The sequence below is a fragment of the Streptomyces sp. CC228A genome, from assembly GCF_021390935.1.
Lineage (GTDB): Bacteria > Actinomycetota > Actinomycetes > Streptomycetales > Streptomycetaceae > Streptomyces.
On the sequence record NZ_JAJPUI010000005.1, the window covers coordinates 1 to 12,020 of the forward strand.

Below are 12,020 nucleotides of genomic sequence, written 5' to 3' on the forward strand. Positions count from 1 at the left end.
TGCAGGGCCCAGGCGCAGGGACCCGGTGCAGGGCCCCGGTAAGGAAGCATGCTCCGGTGCGGCGCCGAAGAGGCCGCCGGCAGGGCCCGACCGTCACCGCCGCCCCACTTCGCTGCGCCGGGCGTGGTCACCGCATTACCAGTCGGCAGTACGCGGGAAGGCGTCGCAGAACGCCGGGCCGGGCCCCACCCGACACCATCGACCACAGGCGGCTGCTGTCGTACCAGTGGTCCGTCGCCAGCAGCGACACCGTCCTGCGCCCGCCGGGCATCCCGGCCGCCGCCAGCAGCTCCCGCGGCGCGCTCACGCGCGACCTCGCCCGCGGCTCCGGCAGGCCCAGCGCACGGCACACCGCGGTGAGGAGCTCCCGTGCGGTGACGGGTTCCGGGTGGCTCGCGTGCAGCACCCCGCTGGCCAGCCGCCGGGACGGCGCCCCGTCGCGAGGTGGGCGAGCGCACCGGCCAGCGCGTCGGCGGACACCATGGAGATGCGGGCGCGGCCGCCGTCCACCCAGTGCGGTACCGCGGCCAGGATCCGCACCAGTGCCGGGCACGACCCAGGTGTCGCCCGCCCCGTACACGAGATGCGGGTGGAGCACCGTGCCTCCGGCCGCGAGTACCAGCCGCTCCCCGGCCAGCCGGGTCACGCTCGTCGGGGACACCGGCTCCTCGGCCAGGCACCCCCGCCTTCCCCGCGGTGGGGCTCGTCCCGGCAGGGCCATTAATGGCCGCGGTGCCCAGCTGGACCACGCGCCCGACGCCGCCCGCCCGGCCTCCGCGAGCAGGGCGCGGGTGCCCTCGGTGTTGACGGCGCGGCAGCTCTCCTTCGTCGCCGCCGACGCGCGCCGCGAGGTGCAGGACGGTGTCGACGCCCTCGCAGACGCCGCGGAGCGAGGCGGGGTCGGCCAGATCGCCCTGTACGGCCCGCACGGGCCGGTCGGACCACCGGGCGCGCTGCTCGCCGGAGCCGCCGGAGCTGCCCTGCTCACCGCCGGCGCCGTCACCCAGGCCACTGACGCCGAAGCGGCCACCACCTGCACCGGCACCGCGTCGATCTACGGCATCCTCCCGGACGGCCGCCTGACGTACTCGGCGATCAACCCGTCCAACGGGGACCTGACCCGCGTCCGCATCGGCCCCGACCTTGGCTTCACGCCGAAGGCGATGGCCACGCTGAACTTCAACACCGTCCTGGTCACCTCCACCACCGGTGCCCTGTACCGCGTCGACGTCCAGACCAACAACACCTCGCTCGTCCTGGCGGGCGCCCCGGTCCGCATCGCCGACAGCGGCTGGACCCACGACATGCTCGCCTACGACGGCCACGGCCACCTTTACGGCACCACCTCGTCCGGCCTGCTCCTCCAGTACACCGTCACCGAGGACAAGCCCGCCGGATCCCAGCACATCGGCATGCGCAAGGAGATCGACAGCGGCTTCGCCCTCAAGACGCTGACCGCCACCGGCGACGACCGCCTCCTCGCCACCACCTCCGGCGGCGCGCTGTACGAGTACGTCATCAGCAGCAGCGGCACGTGGAGCCGCAACGACCTGAAGGCCGAGGGCTGGTCCGCCTTCGACCAGCTCCTCTCCCCCGGAGCGGGCGTCTACTACGGCCGCATCCCCACCAGCGGCGCCATGTACTGGTACAAGGACGCCGACCCGACCGACAAGAGCGGCGCGGACATCGCGTACCACACCGACGACCCGGTCAGCACGAGCGGTTGGTCGCAGCAGCTGCTGTCGGCGCAGCCCGACTCGTACACCTGCACGACGAGTCTCGACCGGGACAACATCGCCGAGGTCAAGGCCGCGGGCCGCGACATGATGAACGCGCACGACGCCGCCTGGGCCAACTCCAGCGAGTGGTCCTGCCTGGAGAAGCTCTGGGACAAGGAGAGCGGCTGGCGCTGGAACGCGTCGAACCCCTCCTCCGGCGCCTACGGCATTCCGCAGTCCCTGCCCGGCTCGAAGATGGGCACCGCGGGCGCCGACTGGCAGACCAACCCGCTCACGCAGATCAAGTGGGGCCTCGGGTACGTCGACGGCCGCTACGGCTCCCCCTGCGGCGCCTGGCGCTTCTTCCAGGCGAACAACTGGTACTGAGCCGCGCCCGGCCGAGGTCCCGCCGGCCCGCCTGCACCCCTTCACAGACTTCCGGCCCCGCGTCAGGGCCGTCCACTCCACCTTTCACACCAGGAGACATCGGGCATGTTCCGCACCAGCAAGACCCTGCGCACCGCCGTCACCGCCCTCGCCGCCGGCGCCTTCTCCCTCGGCCTCGTCACCGTGAACACCGGCACGGCCGTGGCCGCGGAGACGGTGTGCTCCGGCACGGCCTCCGTCTACGGCGTCCTCCCGGACGGCCGCCTGACGTACTCGGCGATCAACCCGACCAACGGCGACCGCATCAAGAGCCTCGTCGGCGCGGACCTCGGCTTCGAGCCCAAGGCGATGGCCACCCTGAACTTCAACACCATCCTGGTCACCTCCACCACCGGCGCCCTATACCGCGTCGACGTCCAGACCAACAACACCTCGCTCGTCCTGGCGGGCGCCCCGGTCCGCATCGCCGACAGCGGCTGGACCCACGACAAGCTCACCTACGACGGCTACGGGCACCTCTACGGCACCACCTCGTCCGGCCTGCTCCTCCAGTACACCGTCACCGAGGACAAGCCCGCCGGATCCCAGCACATCGGCATGCGCAAGGAGATCGACAGCGGCTTCGTCCTGAAGACGCTGGCCGCCGCGGGCCAGGACCGCCTGATCGCCACCAGCGTCGACGGCAAGCTGATCTCGTACCAGATCATCGGCGACGCCTGGCGCCGCAGCGACCTGAAGACCGACGGCTGGTCCGCCTTCGACCAGCTCGTGTCGCCCGGTGCCGGCTTCTACTACGGCCGCATCCCGACCACCGGTGCCATGTACTGGTACAAGGACGGGAACATCTCGGACGGCAGCGGCACGGACATCGCCTACCACCTCTCCGACCCGGTCGACGCCTCCGGCTGGACGCAGCAGCTGCTGTCCGCGGCGCCCCGCACCGTGAGCTGCAAGAGCGTGAGCACCCTCGGCCAGGACATCGCCAACGCCGCCAACGCGGAGGTCGGCAAGACCTTCACCAGCTACCCGTTCGACCACAGCAGCGCCTGGTGCGCCGAGTTCGTCAAGTACATCTGGGCCGGCGAGGACGTCGACTACGCCTCGCAGCTCGACGCCCGCGCCTGGAGCCTCTACAAGTACGGGACCGGTCACGGCACCTGGAAGACGGGCTCCCCGAAGGTCGGCGACGCGGTGCTGTACGACACGGACGGCAGCCTGGGCGACGGCGAGGCCAACCACGTGAACATCGTGGTCGGCGTCTCGTCGGACGGCACCCAGATCCAGACGGTCGGCGGCAACGAGAGCCGCAAGGTCAGCAAGAGCGGCTGGTTCACCTGGAAGACCGCTTCCAGCCCGGTCGGCGCGGGCCGCGTGATGGGCTTCGCCTCCCCCGTCGGCTGACCCGCCTGCCGGTACGACGGCCCCGCCCCTTGTGTCCGAGGGGCGGGGCCGCGCCCGTGGCGGGCGGGTTAACCTCGAAGGGTGGACCCGAAGACCCGAAACCGGATCATGGCCGGTGTGCTCGTGCTGATGTTCGCGATCGTCGCGGTGGCGGCGGCCCTGGGCTGACCTGGGCCGCCCCGCGCCCGCGCGGTCTACCAGGCGAACGCCTCCGGCGACGGCCCCGGCCCGGGGAAGATCGCGTCCAGCTCGGCCAGCACCTCGTCGCCCAGCTCCAGCTCGACCGCCCGCAGCGCGGAGTCGAGCTGGTCGGCGACGCGCGGCCCGACGATCGGGCCGGTGACGCCGGGCCGCGTCAGCAGCCACGCCAGGGCGACCTCGCCGGGCTGGAGGCCGTGCTTGTCGAGCAGGTCCTCGTACGCCTGGATCCTGCGCCGGGTCTCGGGGTCGGCGAGCGCCTCCGCCGCCCGTCCGCCGCCGGAGCGCGGGCCCGCCGAGCCCTCGCGCTGCTTGCGCAGGGCCCCGCCGAGCAGCCCGCCGTGCAGCGGGGACCACGGGATGACGCCGAGGCCGTAGTCCTGGGCGGCCGGGATGACCTCCATCTCGGCGCGCCGCTCCACGAGGTTGTACAGGCACTGCTCGCTGACCAGGCCGACCATGCCGCGGCGGGCGGCGGCCTCGTTGGCCTGGGCGATCTTGTAGCCGGGGAAGTTGCTGGATCCGGCGTAGAGGATCTTTCCCTGCCGGATCAGGACGTCGACCGCCTGCCAGATCTCCTCGAAGGGCGTGTCGCGGTCGATGTGGTGGAACTGGTAGACGTCGATGTAGTCGGTCCGCAGCCGCTTGAGGCTGGCGTCGACGGCGCGCCGGATGTTCACGGCGGACAGCTTGTCGTGGTTGGGCCAGGTCTCCCCGTCGCGGTGCATCGACCCGTACACCTTGGTGGCGAGCACCACCTTGTCGCGCCGCTCGCCACCCCCCGCGAACCAGGAGCCGATGATCTCCTCGGTGCGTCCCTTGTTCTCGCCCCAGCCGTAGACGTTGGCGGTGTCGAAGAAGTTGACGCCCGCGTCGAGCGCGGCGTCCATGATGGCGTGGCCGGCGGCCTCGTCCGTCTGAGGGCCGAAGTTCATCGTGCCGAGGACGAGGCGGCTGACCTTGAGTCCGGTGCGTCCGAGCTGCGTGTACTTCATGGACCCAAGCCAACGCGTTGGAGCGCGCTCGAAGCAAGGGCGCGGCGCGCAGGCCGGCCCGCGTGTACGGCATGCGCGGGGCGCGGGCCCGCCCCTCTCCGGCGGAACCGCCGCCGGTCTACTGCCGGTCGCCCAGGGCTTCCAGGCCGCGCCGCAGGTCGTCCATGTCCATGCAGGGCTGGAGGGTGACTTCGGCGCCGACCGTCAGGAACAGCGGCTCGCAGACGGCCGGTACCTGCGACGGGTCCTGCATGTCGAAGACGAGGATGGCGGCCCGCCGCCCTTCCTCGGCGACGAAGTAGGCGGCTTCCGGCCGCAGCTCCTCCATCATCCGGCGCAGCATGCCCTCGACCTGGCCGCTCCGGACCGCCTCGTTCCCGAGCGCGGTGTCCATCCTGGCGCGCAGCATCATCCGCATCGCACATGCTCCTTGTCGCTTCGGGGCCCCGGACGGGTCCCGTTGCCACCGTGCGGCCCGTGCCCCCGGCCCGCCACCCGGCGCGGCCATCACGGTGCATCCGCCGGGGCGGGCCGCCCCGACCGGCCCGCCGATGGCGGCGGCCCGCCCCGCCCCCGCGGCGGCGCTCGGGGCGCGGCTCCCCGGGCACGGCTCGGGGCGCGGCGTCCCAGGGCAGGGCACTCCACCGCCCGGCAGGGCAGGACGCGGCGCCCCGAGATACGGGGCCTCAAGACGCGGCACCCCGCCCCCGGGGCCCCACGCGCGGCGCCGGGGCGTCGGGGCTGCTCGCCGTGCCGATGCGGCGTCCGGGGCGGGCGGCCGCGTGGGGCGGGCGCCCCGGGATGCCTCGTCGGCTGTCCCGGCCGCGCCCTACTTGTCCTGCCGGGCCCCCCTGACCTGAGCGGTGTGGGTGAGCGTCATGAGCAGCAGTCCTCCCAGCAGGTTGCCCGCGCCCGCCAGGAGGACGTTGAAGCCGACATCGGCGTAGGTGACCGCGTCGCCGAGCCATACGCCGAACAGCAGGTGCAGGCCGGAGACGACGACGTGGTCGAACGGCCCGAGCGCGAGGAAGAAGCCGACCACGTAGGCGAGGACGATGCGGCTTCCGGTCGAGTCGGCTGCATGCAGCAGATACGACAGCAGGGTCAGCAGCGTTCCGGCCGCGATGCCGCGGGTGAAGGTGGCCAGACCGCCCTTCGCCGCGAGGTCCCGGGCTGCTTCCGCGAGGACGTGGTGGGCTCCCGCGGGGAGCGTCCCCTCCACCGAGAAGATCGCGGCCATGACGGCCCCGCCGACGAAGTTGAGCACCAGGACGACGGCCCAGAGGCGGCCCAGCCGGATCCAGGCCGAGCGGTTGTTCCGGTGGATCACTGCTGCGACCGGGCCGAAGAAGTTCTCGGTGAACAGCTCGGAACGGCCGACGACGACGAAGACCACGCCGATCCCGAAGGCGAGGGCTCCGGCGAGGTGGGCCAGGCCGGTTCCCAGCCGGGGTCTGGCCAGTTCGTCCGCCATCGCGAGCGCCACGATGCCGAACACGATGGTGACACCGGCGATGAACCCGGTGGAGGTCTTCTCCAGCGGAGGCATGGCCAGCCGGCGCCGGCCTTCCTCCTCGGCGCGGTGGTAGATCTCCCGGGGGTCCGGCGGTGCGGACATGCGGGCTCCCTTCCCGGGTGAGCGAGGGGCGGGCGGCGCCGTACGGCGCCCGAGTGGCATCCGCGGGAGGCGGCCCCGGCCCCTCCCCGGCCGTCGTGGCCGAGCCGCCGGAAGGCGCCGCGAAGCGCCCGCCTACCCCGGTCCGGCAGCCGCGCCTCCTCCGGCCGGTCAGGGCAGTCGGCGGCAGGCCGGGGGACGGCTACGGGCGGGGCGCCGTCCTGCGGGTCCGGTCCGAGCCGGAACGGCCCTGCGGCAGGGGCGTGAAGGGCCGGGCCTTCACCTCCGTGCCGTCCTCGTGGCTCTGCCCCCGGTCGCCGTGGTCATGCCGCTGCCAGGGACCTTTCCGCCGGGGCGGGGGGGGCGCGCCGCTCATGACTCCTGTGTAGCGGCGAGTCGCAGGCCGCGCGACTCGGCGACGGGGACCGGCAGGCTGCGTATCGTCAGCAACGGATTCAGCCCGTCAGGGGCCGGCAGGCGGCTGCGGAGCGCCCGGGTGCGCGGGGCGCACTTCAGGAGGCTGCACTGCCTGGGTGATGGCCCAGTCCACGACGAGGCGGGTGCGCCGCGCCCCGTGGACGGCCGTCCGAGCGGGGCCGGCGACCGTCCCGGGCGTGGTCGGCGGGCCCGCGCGCCTGCGTCACCTGGGCGGACTCCGCGACCGTGCGGGGTCACCGGCATGCGGCCGGGATCCACAGGAAGGGCCCCGGCCGACGAGCCGGACGGCCACGCCATCGGCCGCCCGCGCGGCGGCCCCGCCACGGGGATCCGCCTCACCGCCGACAGCCGTTGCCGGCCCCTGGCCTTCCGGAAGGCCTAGCGGAGGCTGGCCCGGTTGAGGGCGCGGACGCGGGCGCTCAGCACGAGGTACGGCGGTGCCGGGGCGAGTTCGTGCGGCGGGCAGTCCCATTCGCGGCCGCCGCCCGGCGGGCGCAGCGCACGCGGCCGCCCTCATGGCCCATGACCTGGCCCACCCGCCCGTCGCGCCCGTCCAGGACGTACGCCCCGACCGGCACCGCCGGGTCCGGCCTCACCGGCGCGCCACCTCCAGGGCCGCCGCCAGCCGCTCCGCCGTGTCCAGGTTGCACCGGCCGAGCTCCACCAGCGGGCACGGCACGTCCCCGGCGACGGTCACCAGGTCCAGGCCCAGCGACGGCAGGACCACCCCCACACGCAGCAGCTCCCCCCGCAGCCGTTCGACGGTGTCCTCCGCGGCCTGCAGCCGTTCCTTGCCGCGCCCCATCATGTCCACGCACCTCCTGATACACACGCTGAGTATTCGCGTTCCACACACAGCGTGGCCGCTGCGTGGCTAGCCTGAACAGAGTCGGCATCCCAACAACCCCAACTGGCTAACGGGAGTTGCACCATGCCCGCTCCGAAGCGTCTGGATGCGTCCGCCTCGCCCCGGGCCCTCCTCGGCTCCGAGCTCCGCTACGCGCGCGAGAAGGCCGGACTCAGCCAGGAGGCTCTGGGCAGACCGCTCTTCGTCAGCGGTTCCTTCATCGGGCAGTTGGAGGCGGGGACCCGCCGCATGCACCCCCGTATGGCGGTCCGGTTGGACCAGGAGCTGAAGACGGACGGCTTCTTCGAGCGCAACTGCGACGCCTCGAAGAAGTCGCCGTATCCGGACCACTTCGCGGCGGCGGCGGCCGCGGAGGCGCTCGCGTCGGCCATCAAGGAGTACACCCCGCTGCTGATCCCGGGGTTGATCCAGACCCGCGCGTACGCGAAGGCGGTGTTCCGTGCGTACGCGCCGACGGCGCCCGAGCAGGTGATCGACCAGAGCGTGGACGACCGGATGGCCCGGACGAAGCTGCTTGACGATCCAACAAAGCCGTTGTTCTGGGCGATCCTCGACGAGGCGGTGCTGCGGCGACCGGTCGGCGGGCCGGAGGTGATGGCGGAGGCGCTGCGGCACATCGCCGCCCTCATCCGCGGCCACCGCGTCATCGTGCAGGTGCTGCCCTTCCGGGCGGGCGCGCACGCCGCCATGGAGGGCGCCCTGAAGCTGATGTACTTCGACGACGCCACCCCGCTCGCGTACACGGAGGGCCTGAGCTCCGGGCGTCTCGACGACGACGAGGAGGCGGTCAGACGGCACGAACTGACCTACGATCTGCTGGGGGCCGGCGCTTTGTCGCTCGGGGATTCCCTGGCCCTGATCGAATCGGTGGCAGAGGATTACGCCCATGGAGACCAGCAGCTTTGAGTGGCGCAAGTCCAGCTACAGCGGCGGTAGTGGGGGGAACTGCCTCGAAGTCGCCGACGACCACCCCGGCTTGGTCCCCGTCCGGGACTCCAAGGCACCGGAGCGCCCGGAGCTCGTGTTCCGGGCGGACTCCTGGAGCGCCTTCGTGGCGCATGTGAAAGCGGCCTGGCGTCCGGCCTGCGGATGACGCCCATGGAGACCAGCAGCTTCGAGTGGCGCAAGTCCAGCTACAGCGGAGGTAGCGGAGGCGACTGCCTCGAAGTCGCCGACGGCTACCCCGGCTTGGTCCCCGTCCGGGACTCCAAGGCACCGGAGCGCCCGGAGCTCGTGTTCCGGGCGGGCCCCTGGAGCGCCTTCGTGGCGCACGTGAAAGCGGCCTGACACTCCGAAGGCGTCCCCCGGCTCCGCCTCAGGCAGGAACCGCATGCGCCACCCGCCACCGGCACCGGTACGCACGTCGCGATCTTCGGTTTCTGGCGCTGAAGCCCCTGCTCAGCGCCCGGGTCTCAAGCCCCGAGACGCGAGCGCTCTTAACAGTGGAATGGTTCATGGGTCAGGTGAAGCCCACCCACCCGCCCGAACTGGTGACCGTACGCAAGCGATTTGCCACGGTCAGTTGCCAAGGGCTAGCGTGCGCGGTGTCCGACCACCCGACTGATGACACAAGTCGGCCCCCACGGTGCCTGCAACGCGCCGAAGGGGCCTGACCGATCAGATCGAGAAAAGAAAGTTTCCGATCGATGGCTGACAGTCACCCTAGTGCGACCCCGCACCCGCGCGCCAACCCCGGTTACGGCAAGCGGACCGCCCCCGCCCAACACCCCCGCTCCGAGAACGACTTCAAGCACCTCGTCCCGCGCGACGCGGCCATCGCCGGTTACATCGACCGGCTCGACGACGGCGCCGACATCTCCATCAAGACCCTCGCCCAGGTCCTCCCGTACGGGCAGCGCGCCGTCGCCACGTCCCTGGGCCGCATCAGCAGGGCGGGCCACCTGCGGCGCGGCGGCGAGCAGGTGGAGTCCCCGGACGGCGGCCAGCTGTGGGTCACCCGCACCTGGTGGTCGCGCACCCCGCGCGACGACGCCTGGTGGACGGCCTTCCGCAACGGCGACGTGCCGGAGGAGCGCGTGAGGGCCACCCGCTCGCGCGCCCACATCCTGCTGGCCGCGCTCGGCCGCGAGGCGCCCGTGCTGTCGCTGTCGGCGGGCGAGTGCACCGCCATGGTGCCGCTGGTGGAGGAGTGGTTCGTGCGCGGCGCCACCGAGCAGCAGGTGCTGCACGCCCTCACGACCGGGCTGCCGACCCCCGTGCACCACCCTGCGGGGCTCGTCCGCAGGCGCCTGGTCGACAAGGTGCCGCCCCCGCCGCCGTTCGCCCCGCCGCCGTCCGCCCGCCGCACCGCCCGCAGACTGGAGTGCTCCACTTGCGGGCGGCCCGTACCCGCCGAACTCCTGCGGGAGGGCGACTGTCCCGCCTGCCGGGGCGAGGCCGCCCCCACCCCCGCCCGTCGCCCCTCGACCCGGCCCAGGTCCGCGCCCGCGCCGCGGAAGCCCGCGCGGCAGCGGCACGCGCGGCGGAAGCCCGCGCGGCGGCCGTCGGCCTACCGGCGCCTGAAGGGAGCACCAGGACGTGACGGCGGCGACGCGGGCCTTCCGCGCCGCCTCGGAGCCGTGCCGCGCGGGCCTTCAGCACCCCGGTCGACAGCCGTGCCGCGCCCTGTGGGCTCCGTGCGACGCCGGTCCTTCGCGGCCCTTCCGCGGGCCTTCCGCGGCCCCTCGGAGGCCGTGCCGCGTGGCGGGGTGCTCGGGCCGGGACGCCCGAGGGCGGCGCCCCGGAAGGTTCCGGTGCGCCGCCCTCGTACGGGTACGACAGGTGCCGTCAGCCCACGCGCTCGCGGACCAGGACGGCGGCCGGGCGGGTGTCCCAGCACTCGACGTTCACCAGGTCCGGCATGCGGTCCTTGGTGAACACCGGGTCCAGACCGGCCCGCCGCTGCTTCTGGTAGTCGTCCATCAGGCGGAAGGCGATCACGGACAGGGGGACGATCGCCGCGAGGTTGATCAGCGCCATGAGGCCCATGAAGACGTCCGCGAGGTTCCACACCACGCTGACCGTGCCCAGCGCGCCGAGGAAGACGGTCGCCAGCACCAGCACGCGGTACGCGGGCAGCACCCAGCGCTTGTCCGTCATGTACTCGATGTTCGACTCGCCGTAGTAGTAGTTCCCGATCAGCGTCGAGAAGCACAGCATGAAGACGACCGCCGTGAGGACGTGGCCCGCCCAGCCGCCCAGCGCGGACTGGAGCGCGGACTGCGTCAGGTCGGCGCCCTGGCGGCCCGCCAGCGCCGGGTTGGTCGTCAGGATGATGAACGCCGTCATCGAGCAGATCAGCAGCGTGTCGAAGAAGACGCCCAGCGCCTGCACCAGGCCCTGCTTGACCGGGTGGGACACCTCCGCCGTGGCGCCCGCGTTGGGCGCGGAGCCCAGGCCCGCCTCGTTCGAGAACATGCCGCGCCGGATGCCGTTCTGGATCGCCGCGCCGACCGCGCCGCCCGCCACCTCGCGGAAGCCGAACGCGCCGCCGACGATGTCCGCGAAGACCCGCGGGATGTCGCTGACGTTGAGCAGCACGACCGCCGCGCCCAGCACGAGGTAGACGATCGCCATCACGGGGACCAGCCACTGCGTGACCGAGGCGATGCGGTGGATGCCGCCGAAGATGACCAGGCCCAGCAGGAGCGCGACGCCCGCGCCCACGGCCGGGGCGAACCACTCGGAGTCCGCGCCGCCCAGCGAGCCGCCCGCGACCGCGGTGATCGTGTTGGACTGCACGGCGTTGAAGACGAAACCGAAGGTCACGGTGATCGTCACCGCGAAGAGGAGGCCCAGCCACGGCTTCCCGAGCGCGCGCCGCATGTAGTACGCCGGGCCGCCGCGGTACGTGCCGCCCTCGCCCCGCACCTTGTACAGCTGCGCCAGCGTCGACTCGACGAACGCGGACGCGGCGCCGACCAGCGCCATGACCCACATCCAGAAGACGGCGCCCGCGCCGCCCAGCGTGATGGCGCCCGCGACACCCGCGATGTTGCCGGTGCCGACGCGGGCCGCGGCCGAGACGGTGAAGGCGGCGAAGGAGGAGACCGGCTTGGCGCCGCCCTCGGCCGTCGGCGCGGGCTCCCTCACCACCCGGAACATCTCCGGCAGCAGCCGCAGCTGCACGCCCTTGGACCGCAGGGTGAACCAGAGTCCCGCGAGCACGACGACGGGAATGAGCAGGTACGTCCAGAAAACGTCGTTGATGTCGACGATCAGGGAGTCGAGGCTGTCCACGTGCTTCCTTGTGGGGGGACTACGGGGGAGCGGCGCTCGGGCATGGGTGGCCCAGGGCCCGGGACATCCTGACATACGGCGGTCAACCAGGCATTACGTAAAAAGTCACACGTGAGGCGTGTCGGAACGGGGTAGGAGCAACCGCCGCCCCCACCGCACCG

General features: G+C 72.8%; 12 protein-coding genes. 6 read left to right on the forward strand and 6 right to left on the reverse strand.

Annotation, left to right across the window (positions count from 1 at the left end; all coding sequences use genetic code 11):
- Positions 1-127: 127 nt before the first annotated feature.
- Positions 128-307, reverse strand: coding sequence for a hypothetical protein (locus L6E17_RS15440; RefSeq protein ID WP_236241366.1), 180 nt, complete (start codon positions 305-307; stop codon positions 128-130).
- Between the two features lie 607 nt (positions 308-914).
- Between L6E17_RS15440 and L6E17_RS15445 the strand changes: the two genes are divergently transcribed.
- The gene (locus tag L6E17_RS15445) at positions 915-2,105 is read left to right on the forward strand and encodes a tachylectin-related carbohydrate-binding protein (protein ID WP_374109075.1); all 1,191 of its coding nucleotides are present in this window, start codon (positions 915-917) and stop codon (positions 2,103-2,105) included.
- A 105-nt stretch (positions 2,106-2,210) separates the two neighbouring features.
- Positions 2,211-3,506, forward strand: coding sequence for a CHAP domain-containing protein (locus tag L6E17_RS15450; protein ID WP_236241367.1), 1,296 nt, complete (start codon positions 2,211-2,213; stop codon positions 3,504-3,506).
- Between the two features lie 194 nt (positions 3,507-3,700).
- Here the strand turns inward: L6E17_RS15450 and L6E17_RS15455 are convergent, their stop codons facing one another.
- The 4 genes from L6E17_RS15455 to L6E17_RS15470 all read right to left on the reverse strand — a co-directional run bounded on the left by L6E17_RS15455 (position 3,701) and on the right by L6E17_RS15470 (position 7,560).
- The gene (locus L6E17_RS15455; protein ID WP_236241368.1) at positions 3,701-4,699 is read right to left on the reverse strand and encodes an aldo/keto reductase; all 999 of its coding nucleotides are present in this window, start codon (positions 4,697-4,699) and stop codon (positions 3,701-3,703) included.
- Between the two features lie 118 nt (positions 4,700-4,817).
- On the reverse strand, positions 4,818-5,117 hold the full coding sequence (locus tag L6E17_RS15460) for a hypothetical protein (protein ID WP_236241369.1): 300 nt from the start codon (positions 5,115-5,117) through the stop codon (positions 4,818-4,820).
- A gap of 411 nt (positions 5,118-5,528) precedes the next feature.
- Positions 5,529-6,317, reverse strand: coding sequence for a formate/nitrite transporter family protein (locus L6E17_RS15465; protein ID WP_236241370.1), 789 nt, complete (start codon positions 6,315-6,317; stop codon positions 5,529-5,531).
- Between the two features lie 1,027 nt (positions 6,318-7,344).
- Positions 7,345-7,560 (reverse strand): hypothetical protein, encoded by a 216-nt coding sequence (locus L6E17_RS15470; RefSeq protein ID WP_236241714.1) that lies wholly within the window; start codon positions 7,558-7,560, stop codon positions 7,345-7,347.
- Positions 7,561-7,683: 123 nt separating this feature from the next.
- On the opposite strand from L6E17_RS15470, the gene L6E17_RS15475 reads away from it, so the two are divergent.
- The 4 genes from L6E17_RS15475 to L6E17_RS15490 all read left to right on the forward strand — a co-directional run bounded on the left by L6E17_RS15475 (position 7,684) and on the right by L6E17_RS15490 (position 10,496).
- The gene (locus tag L6E17_RS15475; protein WP_236241371.1) at positions 7,684-8,526 is read left to right on the forward strand and encodes a helix-turn-helix transcriptional regulator; all 843 of its coding nucleotides are present in this window, start codon (positions 7,684-7,686) and stop codon (positions 8,524-8,526) included.
- Positions 8,507-8,713, forward strand: a complete 207-nt coding sequence (locus tag L6E17_RS15480; RefSeq protein ID WP_236241372.1) for a DUF397 domain-containing protein — start codon at positions 8,507-8,509, stop codon at positions 8,711-8,713. Before L6E17_RS15475 ends, L6E17_RS15480 begins: the two co-directional genes overlap by 20 nt.
- A gap of 5 nt (positions 8,714-8,718) precedes the next feature.
- Positions 8,719-8,907: a DUF397 domain-containing protein gene (locus tag L6E17_RS15485; RefSeq protein WP_236241373.1), complete on the forward strand. Its 189-nt coding sequence runs from the start codon at positions 8,719-8,721 to the stop codon at positions 8,905-8,907.
- Positions 8,908-9,266: 359 nt separating this feature from the next.
- Complete coding sequence (locus L6E17_RS15490; RefSeq protein ID WP_236241374.1) at positions 9,267-10,496, forward strand: hypothetical protein; 1,230 nt, start codon at positions 9,267-9,269, stop codon at positions 10,494-10,496.
- Here L6E17_RS15490 and L6E17_RS15495 read toward each other — a convergent pair.
- Positions 10,408-11,859 (reverse strand): sodium:alanine symporter family protein, encoded by a 1,452-nt coding sequence (locus L6E17_RS15495; protein ID WP_236241375.1) that lies wholly within the window; start codon positions 11,857-11,859, stop codon positions 10,408-10,410. The genes L6E17_RS15490 and L6E17_RS15495 overlap by 89 nt on opposite strands.
- Positions 11,860-12,020: the final 161 nt, after the last annotated feature.